Consider the following 16,375-nt stretch of genomic DNA (forward strand, 5'->3'; position numbering starts at 1 on the left):
CCTTGTGAATATCGTCATTCTCGCTGCGGGAATGGGCAAGCGGATGAATTCCGCGCTGCCCAAGGTACTGCATCCGCTCGCCGGCCGGCCGCTGCTTGCGCATGTGATTGCGACGGCCCGCCAATTGTCGCCGACGCGGCTGGTGGTGGTGGTCGGGCACGGCGCCGAGCGCGTGCGCGAGGCCGTGGGCGCGGACGACGTCGCCTTCGCCCTGCAGGCCGAGCAGCTCGGCACCGGCCACGCCGTGACGCAGGCGCTGCCGCTGCTCGACGACAGCCGGCCCACGCTGGTGCTCTACGGCGACGTGCCGCTGACCGAGCCGGCCACGCTGCGGCGCCTGGTGGCCGAGGCCGGCGCGGAGCGCTTCGGCATCCTCACCGTGGAGATGGACGATCCCACCGGCTACGGCCGCATCGTGCGCGAGGGCGGCGACAACACCGGCAGCATCACGCGCATCGTCGAGCAGAAAGACGCCAGCGCGGCGCAGCGCGCCATCCGCGAGATCAACACCGGCATCATCATGGCGCCCACCGGCCACCTGCGCCGCTGGCTGTCCACGCTGCGCAACGACAACGCCCAGGGCGAGTACTACCTGACCGACACCGTCGAGCGCGCCGTCGCCGACGGCGTGGAAGTGGTCTCGGCGCAGCCCGGCGCGCTGTGGGAGACGCTCGGCGTCAACAGCAAGGTGCAGCTGGCCGAGCTCGAGCGCATCCACCAGCGCAACCTCGCGCAGCGCCTGCTCGAGGCCGGCGTGACGCTGATGGACCCGGCGCGCATCGACATCCGCGGCGAGCTGACCTGCGGGCGCGACGTGACCATCGACGTCAACTGCGTGTTCGAAGGCCGCGTGCACCTCGAAGACGGCGCCCACGTCGGCGCCAATTGCGTGATCCGCAACAGCACCGTCGGCGCCGGCGCGCACCTGCAGCCGTTCTGCCACTTCGAGGACGCCAGCGTGGGCGCGCACGGCCGCATCGGCCCGTATGCGCGGCTGCGCCCCGGCACCGTGCTGGGCGAGGACGTGCACATCGGCAATTTCGTCGAGGTCAAGAACAGCCAGATCGCCGCGCACAGCAAGGCCAACCACCTCGCCTACGTGGGCGACGCCACGGTCGGCTCGCGCGTCAACATCGGCGCTGGCACCATCACCTGCAACTACGACGGCGCCAACAAGCACCGCACCGTGATCGAGGACGATGTCTTCATCGGCTCCGACTCGCAGCTGGTGGCGCCCGTGACCGTGCGGCGCGGCGCCACGCTCGGCGCCGGCACCACGCTGACCAAGGACGCGCCGGCCGGCAAGCTGACGCTGTCGCGCGCCAAGCAGATGACCCTCGACGGCTGGCAGCGTCCGGTCAAGCAGGCAAAGAAATAACCCCCGCCTCCGCGCGGCCCGGGAAAAGCCGGGCGGCATTGGCAATACGCGGGTAACGGCGCCGCCGTTACCGCGCAAACCAACCGGCGCGGCCATGACCGCGCCTATCGGGAGAAAACTATGTGCGGCATCGTCGGCGCGGTTTCCACGCGCAACATCGTACCGGTCCTGATCGAAGGCCTGCGCCGCCTCGAATACCGCGGCTATGACTCGTGCGGCGTGGCCGTGGTGCGCGAAGGCGCGCTCGAGCGCGCGCGCACCGTCTCGCGCGTGGCCGACCTGGACGAGCAGACCCGCGCCTCCGGCCTGGCCGGCTTCACCGGCGTGGCGCATACGCGCTGGGCCACCCACGGCAAGCCCGACACCACCAACGCCCACCCGCATTTCTCGGGCGAGACCATCGCGCTGGTGCACAACGGCATCATCGAGAACTACGAGCCGCTGCGCGAGGAACTGCGCGCGGCCGGCTACGGCTTCGAGTCGCAGACCGACACCGAGGTCGTGGCCCACCTGATCCACCAGGCCTACAGCTACCCGAGCAGCGCCACGCGCGGCGACCTGTTCGCCTCGGTGCGCGCCGTGACCAAGCGCCTGCACGGCGCCTACGCCATCGCCGTGTTCGCCAAGGACCATCCCGAGCGCGTGGTCGGCGCGCGCGCCGGCTCGCCGCTGGTGGTGGCGCTGGGCGAGAACGAGTCGTTCCTGGCCTCGGACGCGCTGGCCGTGGCCGGCACGGCCAACCACATCATCTACCTCGAAGAGGGCGACGTGGTCGAGCTGACCCGCGAGGGCGCCACCATCCGCGATCTGCACGACCACCTGGTCGAGCGCGAGGTGCGCGTGGTCGAGACCCACGCCGCGGCGGTCGAGCTGGGCCCGTACCGCCACTTCATGCAGAAGGAAATCTTCGAGCAGCCGCGCGCGCTCGGCGACACCCTCGAAGGCGTGGACGCCATCGTGCCCGAACTGTTCGGCGCCAACGCGGCGAGCGTGTTCGCCGAGATCGACAGCATCCTGATCCTGGCCTGCGGCACCAGCTACTACTCGGGCTGCACCGCCAAGTACTGGCTGGAGGCGGTGGCGAAGATCCCGACCCAGGTCGAGGTCGCCAGCGAATACCGCTACCGCGAGACCGTGCCCAACCCGCGCGCGCTGGTGGTGGTGATCTCGCAGTCCGGCGAGACCGCCGACACGATGGCCGCGCTGCGCCACGCCAAGTCGCTCGGCCACACCCACACGCTGGCCGTGTGCAACGTGTCCACCAGCGCGATGGTGCGCGAGACCGAGCTGCGCTTCCTGACCCGCGCCGGCACCGAGATCGGCGTGGCCTCCACCAAGGCCTTCACCACCCAGCTCGCCGCGCTGTACATGCTGACGCTGGCGCTGGCCAAGGTGCGCGGCAGGCTGACCGCCGAGGCCGAGGCCGCCGCGCTGACCAACCTGCGCCACCTGCCGGTCGCGCTGCATGGCGTGCTGGCGCTGGAGCCGCAGATCATCTCGTGGTCCGAGGACTTCGCCCGCCGCGAGAACGCGCTGTTCCTGGGCCGCGGCCTGCATTACCCGATCGCGCTCGAAGGCGCGCTCAAGCTCAAGGAAATCTCGTACATCCACGCCGAGGCCTACCCGGCCGGCGAGCTCAAGCACGGCCCGCTGGCGCTGGTGACGGAGGCCATGCCGGTGGTCACGGTGGCGCCCAACGACGCGCTGCTGGAAAAGCTCAAGTCCAACATCCAGGAAGTGCGCGCGCGCGGCGGCCGCCTGTACGTGTTCGCCGACAGCGACACCCACATCCAGTCGAGCGAAGGCATCCAGGTGATCCGCCTGCCCGAGCACTATGGCGACCTCTCGCCGATCCTGCACGTGGTGCCGCTGCAGCTGCTGGCCTATCACACGGCCTGCGCGCGCGGCACCGACGTCGACAAGCCGCGCAACCTGGCCAAGTCGGTCACGGTCGAGTAAGCGGCATAGCGGGCGCCGGCGCAGCCCGCGCGAGATACGGGCGGGCTCGCCGCACGGCCGCGGCGGGTTTGTCCCGGCTGCGTCGGACATGCGCTTCCATCCCGCGCCGCCCCGGGCGAAGCAACTTTGCCCGGGAGCGGGCGGGGAACGTGGTTCACGAGCCGAGTGTCGGCCAGAGCCGCGCCGGCCGCTATCGGCCGTCCGCCTACACGGCAGCGCGACGGCAGCGCGCTCCGCGCTGCCTGAGCCTTTGTCTCCGGGCGTCCCGGGACTTGTCATGCTCCACCATCCACCACGATGGCCGGATGGCCGGCCGGCAGGCGATCGCCCGCGCGGTCCACGCCGGTCCCGGTGCGGGGCGCCGACCGCGTCGGCGTGCGCATCTCGCCGTCGGGCAAACCGGGCAAATGGGGGCGGCATCTGCGCAGCGACCCGCAGGCCGCCTCCAGCCAAGCGGCGCAAGTACGAGACACGCGTAAGACTGCCTGTCCGCATGTGACCGCGCCGCGCATCAACGGGGAGGGATGCCACCTCGCATCACGGCCATGCTCCCCCCTCGCGCTCCCTGAGGGCGCACTTCACCGCCCCGATCATCGCCGCCGCGCCGCCGCTGCCGGCGCGGGACCCGGCAGCCGACCTTTGTCGCGTCATCGGGATGTGGCAAACTCCCGCGCGGAAGCGGTTCGGCGCGCGCCCGGTCCGGCCAGCGAAAGGCGGGCCGGAGCGGCGTCAGGCCGTTTACTGCTCCTGGAGTGGCATGGGCAGCACCGGCCCCGGGTTTCCCGGAGGGATGGGTAAGGATCCCGCCGGCCCGCGGCCCACGCCAAGACCAAAGACCTGCCCGGCACAGGGCACCCCGCCGCGCCAGCCGCAGCGGGAAGACTAGAAGCTTCACCGTTGTCGTATATGTGGCCGGGAATCACCGATTCGCCGTGCCGCGCACTTTGTCTCGGGAATGATTCATGATTGGCTTGCCGGGCGGCTGGGATGCCGCCCGGAGTGGGGGGCCGCGCCGGCCAGGAGACGCGTTGGCGCGGGATGCTTGCGGCCGGCGTGGCGGGGCCTGGCGCTGGTCTGCCTGCTGATGGCGCGCGCCGCGGCGGCCGACGATGGCCCGCTGCTGCTGCAAGGCACGGCCGTGTCCTGGCTGCGCGACCCCGGCGGCCGCCTCGGCATCGCCCAGGTGGCGGCGGCCGGCGGCTTCGCGCCGCTGCGCGGCAGCCTGCGCGCGGGCCGCTCGCCGGACGCTTTCTGGCTGCGGGTGGTGCTGCCGCCCGCCGTGCGCGACAGCGGGCACCTGCTGGAGGTGTCTCCGGGCGGGCTGGCCGACGTGCGCCTGTACGAGGGCCGCGGCGGCGCCTGGCGCGAGCGCCCCGGCGGCGGCGCCGTGCCGTTCCGGCAGCGCGAGATGCCCGTGCGCGGCGCGGTCTTCCGGCTGGCGCGCCCGCGCCCCGGCGACGTGCTGTACCTGCGCATCCGCACCGGGCAGGCGATGGCGGCCGAGCTGCGCCTGTGGCGAGAGCCCGCGCTGCAGGCCGCGGCCGGCGTCGCCACGCTCGGCGCCGGCATGTACCTGGGCCTGATGCTGACGGTGGCGCTGTTCAACCTGGCCGGCTGGCTGGTGACGCGGCGCGGCCTGTACGGCTTGTTCGCGCTGTTCGTGGCCGCCGGCGCGCTGCGCTGGTTCGTCTCCGGCGGGCTGGCCGGCCAGTTCCTGTTCCCCGCCGGCCCCGCCGTGCCGCAGCCGCTGGCCGACGCGCTGCTGGCCCTGCAGGCGCTGTGCGCCAACCTGTTCCGCATCCGGCTGCTGCAGCTGCGCGAGCGCGCCCCGCGCCTGCTGCGCTATTTCCAGGGGCTGGTGCTGCTCGGCGCGCTGGCCGTGGCCGCCGCGCCGACCGGCCACTTCACCGCCGCGATGCGCCTGCTCTACGCGGCCACGCTGGCCGGCCACGTGCTCTCGCTGCCGGTGTACGCCAGCCTGTGGCGCACCGGCGGGGCGGCCGGGCGCCTGATCGTGGCGGCGCTGCTGCTGTATTGCGCGGTGCTGCTGCCGGCCATGCTCGGCGCGCTCGGGCTGGTGCCGCTGCATCCGCTCGCGCTGCAGGCCGCGCAGCTCGTGGACCTGCCCGCGGTGCTGGCGCTGCACCTGGTGCTGATGCTGCGCATGCGCGACGCCGAGCGCGAGCGCAACCAGGCCATGCTGCAGGCCAGCCACGCCGTTGCCGCCACCGAGCGCGAGCGCGGCGCGCGCGAAGAGCAGGACCGCCTGCTGGCCATGATGGCGCACGAAGTGCGCACGCCGGCGGCGGTGATCGATGCCGCCGCCCACAGCCTGCGCCTGCTCGACGATGCCCGCCCCGACCGCGCCCAGCGCGACAGCCGCTACCAGAGCATCCGCCTCGCCGTGCGGCGGCTGACGCTGCTGAGCGAGCTGGCCGAGGCGCGCGAGCGGCTGGCGCCCGGCGACGGACACCAGCCAGCCGAGCCCTTCGACCTGCACGGGCTCAGCCGCCAGGTGCTGGCCACGCTGGAGCCGCAGGCCGCGGCGCGGGTCGCGCTGGCGGTGCGGGCCGGCCCGGCCGGCGAGGCACCGCCGCAGCTGGCCGGAGACGCGCGCCTGATGCATTTCGCGCTGCTCAATCTGGTCGACAACGCGCTCAAGTACGCCTACCCGGACACGGCCATCCGCATCGACATCGCCGCTCGCGGCCATCTGGGCCGGCGCGGCGTGGCCTGGCGCATCCGCGACCACGGCCCGGGCGTGCCGCCCGGCAAGGAAGAGGCCATCTTCGAGAAATTCCAGCGGTTCGACGAGCGCGCCGGGCATCCCGGCCTCGGCCTTGGGCTGCCGCTGGCGCGCCGCATCGCCGAGCTGCACGGCGGCGCGCTGCGCTGCGAGCCGGACTGGCGCGCGGGCGCCTGCTTCGCGCTGTGGCTGCCGGAGGCCCCATGATGTGTAACCGCCTTGCCGCGCCTGTCGCCAGTTCCGCGGCACCGCGCGCGCCCATCGCCCTGGTGGACGACAACGCGCTGCTGTGCGCCGAGCTGCTGTTCCATCTCGCCCATGCGGGCTACGCGCCCACCGGGCTGGCCCACGGCGCGGCGCTCGACGCGCACCTGGCCAGCGAGCCGTGCCGGCTGGTGGTGCTCGACCTCGGCCTGCCCGGCGAGGACGGGCTCTCGATCTGCGAGCGCCTGCGCCGCACGCGGCCCGAGCTCGGCATCGTGGTGCTGACCGGGCGCGGCACGCTGCAGCACCGGCTCGACGGCCTGCGCGGCGGCGCCGACGCCTATCTCGTCAAGCCGGTGCCGGTCGAGGAGCTGCTGCTGGTGATCGCCAACCTGCTGCGCCGGCTCGATGCCGCGCCCGATGCCGGGCCGGCGCCGCAGGCGGACGGCGCGCCGGCGTGGCGCCTCGACGCGCGCCGCCTGCTCGCCACCACGCCGGCCGGCCGCGCGCTGATCCTGACGCGCGTGGAATGCCTGCTGCTGCGGGCGCTCGCGCGCAGCGCGCCGTGCCCGGCCACGCGCCGGCAGCTGGTCGAGGCGCTGGGCGGCAACTACCTGGAGTTCGACGAGCACCGCATCGAGGTCGCGGTCAGCCGCCTGCGCGGCAAGCTCGCGCGGGCCTGGCCCCACGCGCCGGCCATCCGCACCGTGCGCGGCGTCGGCTACCTGCTGGTGCAGCCGTGGCTGGCGGCCGACGGCGCGTAGTGCCCGCGGGGCGCGGGCCGTTGCTGCCCACGGCGGGCCGCAGTGAGCATTTGTGAGCCTTGCCGCCGGTAATTTTCGTATGCTGCTCCGCCACGGGCACGGCCCGTCGCCGCGTCATCGCGGCAGCGCCGTCGCGGCGGAATCCTCCATTCCCCCGGACGCCGCAAGAGCCAGAGACTGGAAGCATGGAGCAGGGATGAGGCAGGGCGAGCTATTGGGCAGAGTGGCGGAAGGCGCGGTCCTGCGCATCACCCGCGACCCCTGGGGCAATCTGTTGCCGAGCGTGACGCTGGCCGGGCCGGGGCCGCAAGACCAGGCCGAGGTCGTGCACTGCTGGCAGATCGGCAAGATGGTGCACGCGGGTCTGCTGACCTACGACAAGGGCGCGCCGGAACTGTCGGACCAGCTGGTGCCGACGGCGGCCGGGCTGGCGGCGGGGCGGGCCTGGAACCGCGCGAAGACGCGCGGCGAAGGGTAGGGCGGGGCAAACAGCGCGGGTGGGGCGGGCAGGCCGCCACGCGCCCGCCCCGCCCGCGCGGCGCCCGCTATGCGGGCCGGTTCACCGGCGCGCGCGTGTGGACGCCGTCGACCAGCCGGTCGATGCCCAGCGGGTTGCCATCCTTCAGCGCGTCGGGCAGCAGCGCGTCGGCGAAGTTCTGGTAGCAGACCGGGCGCAGGTAGCGGTCGATCGCCAGCGTGCCGACCGAGGTGCCGCGCGGGTCCGAGGTGGCCGGGTAGGGGCCGCCGTGCACCATCGCGTCGCACACTTCCACGCCGGTCGGATAACCGTTGACCAGCAGCCGGCCCACCTTCTGCTCGAGCCGCGCGACCAGCGCGGCGCAGTCGGCGAGGTCGTCGTCGTCCGCGATCAGCGTGGCCGTCAACTGGCCGCGCAGGCTGTCGACGAGGCGGCCGAGCTCCGCCGCGTCGGCCGCCTCGACCACCACCGTGGCGGGGCCGAAGACTTCCTCCTGCAGCAGCGCGTCGCCTGCGAGCAGCAGCGCCGCGTCGGCCTTGAAGACCTGGGCGCCGGCCTTGCCGTCGCGCGGCGCCGCGCCGGCCAGCCGCGCCACGCGCGGGTGCGCCGCCAGCGCCTGCGAGCCGTGCGCGTAGTGGTCCAGCCCGCCCGCGCTCAGCATGGTCTGCGCCGGCTGCGCCTCGGCCGCCGCGCACAGGTGCGCCACGAACGCGCCGAACGCCTCGCCGCGCACGCCCAGCACCAGGCCCGGGTTGGTGCAGAACTGCCCGGCGCCCAGCGCCACCGACGCCGCCAGCTCCGCCGCCACCTGCGCGCCGCGGCGCGCCAGCGCGCGCGGCATGAGCAGCACCGGGTTGATGCTGCTCATCTCGGCGAACACGGGAATCGGCTGTGGCCGCGCGGCGGCCATGTCGCACAGCGCGCGCCCGCCGCGCAGCGAGCCGGTGAAACCCACCGCCTGGATCGCCGGATGCCTGACCAGGCGCTCGCCCACGCGGTCGCCGAACACCATGTTGAAGACGCCGGCCGGCATGCCGAGCCGGTCCGCCGCGCGCAGGATGGCGTCGGCGACCGCCTGCGCGGTCGCCATATGGCCCATGTGCGCCTTGAACACGACCGGGCAGCCGGCGGCCAGCGCCGAGGCGGTGTCGCCGCCGGCGGTGGAGAACGCCAGCGGGAAGTTGCTGGCGCCGAACACCGCCACCGGGCCGATGCCGGTGCGGTACTGGCGCAGGTCCGGGCGCGGCAGCGGCTGGCGCGCGGGCAGCGCGGTGTCGATGCGCGCGCCGAGGAAGTCGCCGCGGCGCAGGACCTGCGCGAACAGCCGCATCTGGCCGCTGGTGCGGCCGCGCTCGCCGCGGATGCGCGCGGCCGGCAGCGCGGTCTCGCGGCAGACCAGCTCGACGAAATCCTCGCCGAGCGCGTCGATCTCGTCGGCGACGGCATCGAGGAATTCGGCGCGCCGGCCCGGCGCGAGCGCGCGGAACGCCGGGAAGGCGGCGGCCGCGGCCTGCGCGGCGGCGTCGATCTCCGCCGGCGTGGCCTCGACGAAGCGCAGCGGCAGGCGTTCGCCGCTGGCCGCGTCGACGCTGTAGAGGAAGGCCGAGCCTTCCGCGCGGCGCTCGCCGCCGATGTAGTTGTAGCCCGACGTTTCCGGCATGGCGATGGTCTCCTGTGGATGGGGGGATGGTGCTGCGATCCGCAACGAGGCGCGCGGCGTGGCCGAGCCGGCCGCGCGTCCGGGCCGTCGACTGTAGCGGCCGCGGCCGCGCCCGGCCAATGACGTTTCGGCCCGGGGTGATAAGCGGGCGTTATCGGTTGGGTGCTATCGGTCGGGTGCTGCCGGCCAGGCGCCATCGGCCGGCGGCCCGGGGCCGGTTCCCGCACCCGGCGCGGGACGCCCCGGGCGCCCCGGCAAGCCCGCCGGGCGCCGCAGCCGATATAGTGGCGTTTCCTCCCGCGCCGCCATCGCCATGAGCCACACCGTTCCCTCGCTGCACATCCTCGCCTCGCGCCTGCGCCTCAAGCAGTTGCGCCTGCTCATCGAGCTCGACCGCCACGGCTCGCTGCACAAGGCCGCCGACGAGATCGCCATCTCGCAGCCGGGCGCGACCAGGGTGCTGCGCGAGATCGAGACCCTGCTCGGCATGCCGCTGTTCGAACGCCAGCCCAAGGGGCTGGTCGCCAACGACCTGGGCCGCTGCGTGATCCGCTACGCGCGCCTGATCTACAGCGACCTCGAACATCTGCGCGAAGAGATGACCGCCATCGCGCAGGGCCACGGCGGGCACCTCGCGGTGGGCACCATCATGGGCGCGGTGCCGCTGCTCACGCGGGCGCTGGCGTCGCTGCGCCGCAAGCATCCGACGCTGTCCGTGGCAGTGGTGGAGGACACCAGCGCGCGCCTGCTCGACCTCGTCGACGAGGGCCGCGTGGACGTGGCCATCTGCCGCAGCGGCGTGAGCCGCCGGCCCGACGCCTACGCCTGCCTGCGCCTGGACGAGGAGCCGCTGTCGGTGGTGGTGGCCCGCGCGCATCCGCTCGCCGGCGCGCCGGCGGTGGCGCTCGAAGCGCTGGCCGGCTCGAGCTGGATCGCCTATCCGGTCGATATGCCGATGCGCGTGGCGCTGGAGCGCGAGCTCGCCAGCGCCGGCATCAAGGCGCCGCGCTTCCCGCTCGAGACCGCCTCCACCTTCACCACCTTCGCCATGCTGCAGGAAGACCCCACGCTGGTGGCGGTCATGCCGCGCGAGGTGGCGCTGTTCGGCGAGCGCTTCGGGCTGGTGGCGCGCCTGCCGGTCACGCTGCCGTCGCTGGAAGAGCCGTTCGGCGTGGTCAGCCGCGCCGGCTCGGCGCCGTCGCCGGGCGCGCGCCTGCTGATCGACGAACTGTTCGCGGGGCGGCCCGGCGGCGCGCCGCGGCCGGCCTGATGCGCGCCGCGCCGTGCAGAGTTTTCCGTTTCCGGATACACTGCGCCCCGCACTGAACGAGGACGCGCAGCGCGGCGTCCTCCTCGGCGGCGGGGTGGCAGAGTGGTTATGCGACGGTCTGCAAAGCCGTACACGGCGGTTCGATTCCGTTCCCCCCGCCTCCATAAGGCCCTGATTAGTCAGGGCTTTTTTTATTTCCTGCGGGAGCGTGTCGCGCCTGAAAGTGATGCGCAGTGGTATAAATCTGCCTGAAACCACTCCGAAAGAGTGGGGAACCACGCGTGTGATTGTCCATTTGGCAATACACGCCAGTGTAATTTCAGGCGAACGATGGCGACAAAAAGACAGAGATCAGCGGGCTCATGGGAATACGTGGTGCGCCGCAAGGGCCTGCTGCCCAAGCCGCTCTACTTTACCTTCTCCAGCGAGGCCGAGGGCGACGCCTATGTCGCCCGGCTCGAGCGGCTACTCGACGCCGGTGTCGTGCCGCAAGAGTTCGTCGATTCTCGATCCTCCATCGTGACAGGCCTGGACGCGATCAGGGAGTACGTCTCCCATCACGCCGTCTCGATCACTGACCGTCCGTTGCTGAATGCCCTCGCCAGCAAGGATGTCGTGGCGTCCGCCAGGCTGGCCAGCATCGACTATCGCTGGGTGCAGTCGTGGGTGACGGCGATGAAGCGAGAGGAGAATCTGTCGCCGTCGACGATTCGGCACTACGTGGGCGCTCTCGCGCGCTGCTTTGACTGGTGCGTGTTGCGCCCGGCGCCCGGCTTTCCTCTGAATCCCATTCGCCTGCTGCCGCGGCGGTATGCAACCTATAGCGAGATGGACCAGGCGGCCGTCTTGGCGCAGGACCTGGCGCCAAAGGCCGATGTGGAGAGAGATAGGCGCTTGCCGCCCCATGAGGAGAAGGAGATCAATCTCGTTCTCGCCGGCGCCCGGCCGAGGCGTCGCCAGCGCCCGCTGACGTTGCCCTGGCAGGCCGCGCTCGAGCTGCTATTCGTTCTCGCTGTCGAGACTGCCATGCGGCTGCGCGAGATGTACACCCTGTCGATCGATCAGGTCGATTTGGCGGGGCGAACCGTGGCGCTCGAGAAGACCAAGAACGGCGACAAACGTCCGGTGCCGTTGTCGACGGTGGCGGTTGCGGCCATCAAGCGCTACCAGTCGCTGGTGGCCGCCGGCGAGCGCGGCATGGCCGGATTCTCGTTCGATGGTGGCTGGCTCTTTCCCTGGTGGGATGGTGACAAGGCCGTGCTGGGCAAGGTGTCCAGAAAGCTATCGAACCAGTTCAGCAGGGTCTTCGACGCGGCCGGGTGCCCGGATCTCATCTTTCACGACCTGCGCCACGAGGCCACGTCGCGGCTCTACGAAAAGACCACGCTCACAGACCTGCAGATCGCCAAGATCACCGGACACAAGACGCTAGCCGTCTTGCGCCGGTATGCAAATCTGAGGGGGAGTGATCTGGCTGCTCGCCTCTGGTGATGCGAGCTGGGGCTATACCGAAGGGTGAGGCTGGGGAATCTCAGGCAGGGCGGGTGGCGCGCCCCGACTGCGGCCGCGCCGGCGTATAGGGCTGACCGTCGGCTGTGGTGTCTGGAAGCCGGTCATCACGCGCGATTGGGTCTGCCGCTCGCTCGTCTGCCGGCGAGATTCCCGACGCAGGTATTCAACAAGGTCGTCCTCCATGAACACCCACGCGTGGCCGATGCGAGCCCCGTAGATCTCCCCGGCCTGCGCTAAGCGCAATACCGTTTCCCGGCAGACCTTGAGAAACTCGGCGCATTCGTTGGTGTCTAGCGTGCGCATTTTGTTTCTCCGACGGGGGCCAACAGCACATCGCTCACGACTTCCCACAGTCGCGAGGGCGACCACTGGTAGCGGTCGAAATCGGCATCCGGGTGGATGCCAATGCGGCAGGTCGAGTGAGAGCCTTTGCGGAACTCCTCGGACTTGTACATCAGCGTGGCAACCTTGCCGTTCCCTCCGGGCTCCGTGCGGTGGTAGACATAGGCGCGAATGCGGTATTCATTGCCTGCCTCGATGGCACGACGATAGTCCTGGATCAGGTCGCAGCGCCCATCAGGTACCCAGGGGCGGCCACCCCTGGCTGTGCGAGCGCCTTCATGCAGATACATGACATATTCGCCTGACTCCTCCGCGGGATAGTGGCGATAGCCGATGTCGACCTGGGTACCGACCAGCACGCGCGAGCGGAAGCTGAAACGGTGGTCGTGAATCGATGAGTGCTCGAAGCAGCGCCGGCGCGGCAGTTCCGGGTGCCAGACATGCAGGCGTTGGTTGTTGGGCAGTTGGACCTGGATGAAGCCGAGCCCGTGCAGAGTGATCTGGTTGGTCATCACGTCGTCAACGATCATTCCTTCTCCCAGGCAACGTCCAGCCCGCTGGCCACAACCGCGTCCAGCGCCTTTTGCAATCGGATCTCGGTACCGCGACCGTGGTCCTCTGGCCGGATTTTCGGTATGACGGCCAATGCCTCGCGCGCCGCAGAGATCAGCAAAGCCAGTGCCTCACGTTTCAGGTTGACGCTATCAGCCATGTCCGTGCTCCGTGTCGGTGGTGATGGCCTTGATCCGCTCGATGCTGACGACGCGCGCCTTGTGCTGGCGGCCGCCTGCATGGATGGCATTGCGCACCGCGTTCACAGCTTCACGTGCTGCCTGGTCATATACCTGCGAGAGGGCGCACTCCGGCCCCCAACTGCCCACGGTTACTTCCACCGTGACCGAGACAACCGCATGGGTTGTCGTGCGGATAGTTTGCTTCATCACGTCCCGTCTCCTTTGGCGATTGCGGCGCGGATGTCGCGCTCCAGCTCGGCCAGGATCAGCGCACCGGCCTTCACCAGGTTGCGGTGCTGGGTACCGGGCTTCCAGTAGGGGGCGGCCCAGGGCCATTGAGGCGGCGGGAAGTCCAGGAAGCCAGCATCATCGCCGCCATGCAGCGCGTAGCACGCGCCGGCGCGTGCCAGGTCGCCGGCTTGGTGCTCGTCGTCGTGCTCCGGCGTCCAGCCTTCCTCCGCGATCTGGCGGCGGCGCTCCCGCACCACGGCGCGCCACGCCTCCAGCGCGTGGCGTGGCAGCTGCGTTGCTGTGCTCCCGATGGGCGGCTCCCACAGCTCGGCGCCGTGGTAGGTGTAGCCCAGGCGCTCCAGCGTGCGTGCAGCCGCATCGCGCTTGTCCTCGCTGGGCTGCCCTGTGTCCAGTACCGCCTCGCCAGCAGGCGTCAGCGACCACATGGCGGGGCTGTGCTGGGTGCGAGACAGCAATCCAATGGTGGTCAGCGCCTCAAGCCATTTTCGGCCAATATCGCAGCCCTCATCGTCTGCCGCGCACGCTTCAAACCGCTCCAGCTTCTCGCGGACCAGGGCCAGCGCCTTGGCGCTCGGTTGCGGGGCGGCATGCTCGAACGCAGCGATTGAGTAAGGACGGACCGACGAAGCGCCGGCGCCACCATCTCGCAGCATGCCGGCCTTCTGCAATGCCGAGATTGCGCGCGAGGGATCTTCCTCGTGCACCCATGCAATCGGCTCGCTCTGGTGCTGGGCGGCAGGCGATGCGGCGAGCATGGCGCGGATCAAGCGCGACACCCATTCAACGTCGTCGCGCTGTGGCTGGCCGAGCAAGTGCGCGGCGATAATGGCCGCTGTAGCCTCAACCTGGCTATCCGCCGGCGCAGCACCGTAGCCGGCGAGAACGTCGCGGGCGGGCGTCTCGGCCACTCGCTCGTTGCGGCTGTTCCTGTCCTCGTTGCTCATCGCTTGCTCCTAACTCGCAGGACCGCCAGCAGCAGCGCCTCGGCATCAGCGCATAGGAATACCTGGTCGCGTCGATCGCCCAACTGGAATCCGATTTCGATAAAGTCGCGCGGCTGGCCATCGTCCGTGATCGAAACAACCACCTCGCTCGACGTGTAGGGACCATCGGCGTTATTGCGCCAGGCCTCGGCTTTCCCGATGATATTTTCGTTGCTCATGTCATTTGTCCTGGCCGGGCTGGTTGAACGAAGCGAGGAAGTGTGACTCCGGGCCATGCTTTACCCAGCGCGCGAGCGCCTGCATCGGGTTCCTTCGTGCGCTGGCTATCAGCACGCGCGCCAGCTGCTCGAGCCGCAAAATCCGGGCGGCCTGCGCGACGTTCACCTCGCGCGCCACGGCGAGCAGCGACTCGGCCTCCGCGCGTGCCTGTTCCGCAGCGCGCAGGCGGCGCAAGAGCTCGGCCGGCGCCGGCGACTGGTCCGGGTCGCCACCCTCGCGCGCATCGCCGTGGGCGAGCTTCACTTCACGCGGGAATGGCCACGAGATCCGTTTCATGAGCTTTCCTTTCAGGGACGGGGACCGGCCGCATGCTGCCGGTCTTGAGGTTGACGAAGGCGCCGTGCCAGGTAATGCGGCCGTGTCGGAAAAATTCCCACAGGATGGCCAGCGCGGGTGTGACGACGGATTGGTTGACGAACAGCTCCTGACGTTCGAGCGCCTCGGCTAGGCCGCAGCTGGGCGTATCGTCGTCCGGCCGGCTGGTGTCGATCAGCTCGGGCAGTAGATCGTAGGGGTACGGCAGTAGCGCGCTTTCTGCGGGGTGGATCGTCCTGAGCGGGATCTCGCCACGCTCGGCGATCTGTACCTTGTCCAGGGGGGTGTGGCCGAAAATCACCTGGCCATCGCTTGAGCGATTACCCAGGTCCAGCACGTAGATGTCGCGCCGCCGCACGATGGTCTTATGCAGCGCAAGGCGTGCGTGTGCGCTGTCCACGCAAACGATGACGATGGTTCCCGCCTGCAAATGGTGGAGCTCTCCAGCCTCGCAGCGCTTCGGCCGTGCGATCCATTCCAACCCGAAGTGCATATTCACGCGATGCACCAGGACCACGGACTTGAACAGGCCAACGTCGGCCGCGCTGAAGAGTTGGCGGCCCATGTTGGCCTCGCTTACCGTGTCGGGATCGAAGACCACCACGCGCAGGCCAGGGTGGCCAAGGGCGACCAGAGCATGATTCAGGCGTGCGAGCCCCGTCAGCATTTGCGAGCCATTCCCGCCGCACCCGACCAGCACCACCTCTGTCGCGCGACTGAGGCAGGCGGAAGGCGTCAGGTGAACGCCGCTCACTTCGTTTCCCCGAATACGGCGCTCGCCGGCACGTTGATCGGCATGGTCATACCAAGCACGCCGATGCGGAAGACGATGCTGGGTGTCTTGCCGGGGCCGAGATCGCCCACGACGCACGCGATCTTCACTTCGCCGGCATCGTCGCCATCGTCGGTCGGGCTGAAGAACGCCGGGTCGTCGCCGTGGCTGTGGATGTCGAAGGCAAGGCTTTCAAATTCCTCCAGCGCCGGCCGTCGAATGTCGACGTGGTTCGGGCTCGTGGAGGGGGCATCGACCTCCCGATAGTTGAGATCGCCCGTCCGGGAATTCCAGACGATCCATGCGGCATGCTCGTTCGGCAGCGCCGCGCGCGCGGCCTCCACAAACTGGCGAATCAGCGGGAAGACCACGCCGAGGCGCTGGAACGCCAACTCGACCTTCTTGCCGACGGTGCCGTAGGGCGGCCGAGGCGAGTTCTCCTGCAGCTGGGCGATGGGCTGGATGAAGTGCAGCCAGGGGCGGCGCACTTCGATATACAGCCCCTCGGCCGTGGCCAGGAAGCGGTGGCCGACTTCCTTCAATGCCTGGAACTCGGCGTATTTCGGCACGGCGACGGTGGGCGCGCTCTGCCAGAGCTTTTCATCGAGCGGATACTGAGCATCGTCGCGCGAGGCCGCGATCGGGTTGTGGAGCGCGGCCTCCACCTTGCTGGCCGCTTCCTCGACGAAGCGCGTCAGCGCTCCAGAGATGGTTTCGATGCCGCTTTTCGCCGCCGCGTTGAACTCGGTTATCAGGGCTTGCATGG

General features: G+C 70.5%; 17 protein-coding genes and 1 tRNA gene. 8 read left to right on the top strand and 10 right to left on the bottom strand.

The window, feature by feature from the left end; translation table 11 throughout:
- The first annotated feature begins 4 nt into the window (after positions 1-4).
- The 5 genes from glmU (at position 5) to KF708C_RS31265 (ending at position 7,529) form a co-directional block, all read left to right on the top strand.
- Positions 5-1,378, top strand: coding sequence for a bifunctional UDP-N-acetylglucosamine diphosphorylase/glucosamine-1-phosphate N-acetyltransferase GlmU (gene glmU / locus KF708C_RS31245; RefSeq protein WP_059415515.1), 1,374 nt, complete (start codon positions 5-7; stop codon positions 1,376-1,378).
- A gap of 120 nt (positions 1,379-1,498) precedes the next feature.
- A complete protein-coding gene (gene glmS / locus KF708C_RS31250; RefSeq protein ID WP_020205242.1) occupies positions 1,499-3,337 on the top strand; it encodes a glutamine--fructose-6-phosphate transaminase (isomerizing) in 1,839 nt (612 codons plus the stop codon).
- 1,042 nt (positions 3,338-4,379) lie between these two features.
- Positions 4,380-6,290, top strand: coding sequence for a sensor histidine kinase (locus KF708C_RS31255; protein ID WP_059415517.1), 1,911 nt, complete (start codon positions 4,380-4,382; stop codon positions 6,288-6,290).
- Entirely contained in the window at positions 6,287-7,051 is a 765-nt protein-coding gene (locus KF708C_RS31260) for a response regulator transcription factor (protein ID WP_082080154.1), read from the top strand. Before KF708C_RS31255 ends, KF708C_RS31260 begins: the two co-directional genes overlap by 4 nt.
- A 223-nt stretch (positions 7,052-7,274) precedes the next feature.
- The gene (locus KF708C_RS31265) at positions 7,275-7,529 is read left to right on the top strand and encodes a hypothetical protein (RefSeq protein ID WP_231586652.1); all 255 of its coding nucleotides are present in this window, start codon (positions 7,275-7,277) and stop codon (positions 7,527-7,529) included.
- 67 nt (positions 7,530-7,596) lie between these two features.
- Here the strand turns inward: KF708C_RS31265 and KF708C_RS31270 are convergent, their stop codons facing one another.
- Complete coding sequence (locus tag KF708C_RS31270) at positions 7,597-9,189, bottom strand: aldehyde dehydrogenase (NADP(+)) (RefSeq protein ID WP_059415523.1); 1,593 nt, start codon at positions 9,187-9,189, stop codon at positions 7,597-7,599.
- A 313-nt stretch (positions 9,190-9,502) separates the two neighbouring features.
- Here KF708C_RS31270 and KF708C_RS31275 point away from each other — a divergent pair, with 313 nt between their 5' ends.
- From KF708C_RS31275 to KF708C_RS31285, 3 genes are all read left to right on the top strand, one after another.
- Positions 9,503-10,459 (top strand): LysR family transcriptional regulator, encoded by a 957-nt coding sequence (locus tag KF708C_RS31275; protein ID WP_059415525.1) that lies wholly within the window; start codon positions 9,503-9,505, stop codon positions 10,457-10,459.
- Positions 10,460-10,547: 88 nt separating this feature from the next.
- A tRNA-Cys gene (locus KF708C_RS31280) sits at positions 10,548-10,623 on the top strand.
- 211 nt (positions 10,624-10,834) lie between these two features.
- Positions 10,835-11,950, top strand: coding sequence for a site-specific integrase (locus KF708C_RS31285; protein WP_231586649.1), 1,116 nt, complete (start codon positions 10,835-10,837; stop codon positions 11,948-11,950).
- 12 nt (positions 11,951-11,962) lie between these two features.
- On the opposite strand, the gene KF708C_RS31290 is transcribed toward KF708C_RS31285, so the two are convergent.
- Genes KF708C_RS31290 through KF708C_RS31325 form a run of 9 tightly spaced genes read right to left on the bottom strand, consistent with a single transcriptional unit; the run spans position 11,963 to position 16,373 of the window.
- Positions 11,963-12,274 (bottom strand): helix-turn-helix domain-containing protein, encoded by a 312-nt coding sequence (locus KF708C_RS31290; RefSeq protein WP_059415529.1) that lies wholly within the window; start codon positions 12,272-12,274, stop codon positions 11,963-11,965.
- Positions 12,262-12,843 carry a hypothetical protein gene (locus KF708C_RS31295; RefSeq protein WP_059415531.1) on the bottom strand — a complete coding sequence of 194 codons (582 nt, stop codon included), beginning with the start codon at positions 12,841-12,843 and terminating at the stop codon, positions 12,262-12,264. The genes KF708C_RS31290 and KF708C_RS31295 overlap by 13 nt, the downstream gene beginning before the upstream one ends.
- Positions 12,840-13,025 (bottom strand): hypothetical protein, encoded by a 186-nt coding sequence (locus KF708C_RS31300; RefSeq protein WP_059415533.1) that lies wholly within the window; start codon positions 13,023-13,025, stop codon positions 12,840-12,842. The genes KF708C_RS31295 and KF708C_RS31300 overlap by 4 nt, the downstream gene beginning before the upstream one ends.
- Entirely contained in the window at positions 13,018-13,254 is a 237-nt protein-coding gene (locus tag KF708C_RS36180; protein ID WP_156174031.1) for a hypothetical protein, read from the bottom strand. The genes KF708C_RS31300 and KF708C_RS36180 overlap by 8 nt, the downstream gene beginning before the upstream one ends.
- Positions 13,254-14,243, bottom strand: a complete 990-nt coding sequence (locus tag KF708C_RS31305; protein ID WP_059415535.1) for a hypothetical protein — start codon at positions 14,241-14,243, stop codon at positions 13,254-13,256. The genes KF708C_RS36180 and KF708C_RS31305 overlap by 1 nt, the downstream gene beginning before the upstream one ends.
- Positions 14,240-14,461: a hypothetical protein gene (locus KF708C_RS31310; protein WP_059415537.1), complete on the bottom strand. Its 222-nt coding sequence runs from the start codon at positions 14,459-14,461 to the stop codon at positions 14,240-14,242. The genes KF708C_RS31305 and KF708C_RS31310 overlap by 4 nt, the downstream gene beginning before the upstream one ends.
- Before the next feature lies 1 nt (position 14,462).
- Positions 14,463-14,798 carry a hypothetical protein gene (locus KF708C_RS31315; protein ID WP_156174032.1) on the bottom strand — a complete coding sequence of 112 codons (336 nt, stop codon included), beginning with the start codon at positions 14,796-14,798 and terminating at the stop codon, positions 14,463-14,465.
- On the bottom strand, positions 14,767-15,591 hold the full coding sequence (locus tag KF708C_RS31320; protein WP_063923099.1) for a PRTRC system ThiF family protein: 825 nt from the start codon (positions 15,589-15,591) through the stop codon (positions 14,767-14,769). The genes KF708C_RS31315 and KF708C_RS31320 overlap by 32 nt, the downstream gene beginning before the upstream one ends.
- Positions 15,588-16,373, bottom strand: coding sequence for a PRTRC system protein A (locus tag KF708C_RS31325; protein ID WP_059415542.1), 786 nt, complete (start codon positions 16,371-16,373; stop codon positions 15,588-15,590). Before KF708C_RS31325 ends, KF708C_RS31320 begins: the two co-directional genes overlap by 4 nt.
- Positions 16,374-16,375: the final 2 nt, after the last annotated feature.

Source organism: Cupriavidus basilensis (assembly GCF_000876015.1).
In the GTDB taxonomy this organism is placed as follows: domain Bacteria; phylum Pseudomonadota; class Gammaproteobacteria; order Burkholderiales; family Burkholderiaceae; genus Cupriavidus; species Cupriavidus basilensis_B.

What these genes read in the sequence shown, in the direction of transcription:
- glmS (WP_020205242.1), top strand. Translation starts at nt 1,499, where the DNA reads ATGTGCGGCATCGTCGGCGCGGTTTCCACGCGCAACATCGTACCGGTC.
- KF708C_RS31260 (WP_082080154.1), top strand. Translation starts at nt 6,287, where the DNA reads ATGATGTGTAACCGCCTTGCCGCGCCTGTCGCCAGTTCCGCGGCACCG.
- KF708C_RS31270 (WP_059415523.1), bottom strand. Translation starts at nt 9,189, where the DNA reads ATGCCGGAAACGTCGGGCTACAACTACATCGGCGGCGAGCGCCGCGCG.
- KF708C_RS31275 (WP_059415525.1), top strand. Translation starts at nt 9,503, where the DNA reads ATGAGCCACACCGTTCCCTCGCTGCACATCCTCGCCTCGCGCCTGCGC.
- KF708C_RS31290 (WP_059415529.1), bottom strand. Translation starts at nt 12,274, where the DNA reads ATGCGCACGCTAGACACCAACGAATGCGCCGAGTTTCTCAAGGTCTGC.
- KF708C_RS31295 (WP_059415531.1), bottom strand. Translation starts at nt 12,843, where the DNA reads ATGATCGTTGACGACGTGATGACCAACCAGATCACTCTGCACGGGCTC.
- KF708C_RS31300 (WP_059415533.1), bottom strand. Translation starts at nt 13,025, where the DNA reads ATGGCTGATAGCGTCAACCTGAAACGTGAGGCACTGGCTTTGCTGATC.
- KF708C_RS36180 (WP_156174031.1), bottom strand. Translation starts at nt 13,254, where the DNA reads ATGAAGCAAACTATCCGCACGACAACCCATGCGGTTGTCTCGGTCACG.
- KF708C_RS31305 (WP_059415535.1), bottom strand. Translation starts at nt 14,243, where the DNA reads ATGAGCAACGAGGACAGGAACAGCCGCAACGAGCGAGTGGCCGAGACG.
- KF708C_RS31310 (WP_059415537.1), bottom strand. Translation starts at nt 14,461, where the DNA reads ATGAGCAACGAAAATATCATCGGGAAAGCCGAGGCCTGGCGCAATAAC.
- KF708C_RS31315 (WP_156174032.1), bottom strand. Translation starts at nt 14,798, where the DNA reads ATGAAACGGATCTCGTGGCCATTCCCGCGTGAAGTGAAGCTCGCCCAC.
- KF708C_RS31325 (WP_059415542.1), bottom strand. Translation starts at nt 16,373, where the DNA reads ATGCAAGCCCTGATAACCGAGTTCAACGCGGCGGCGAAAAGCGGCATC.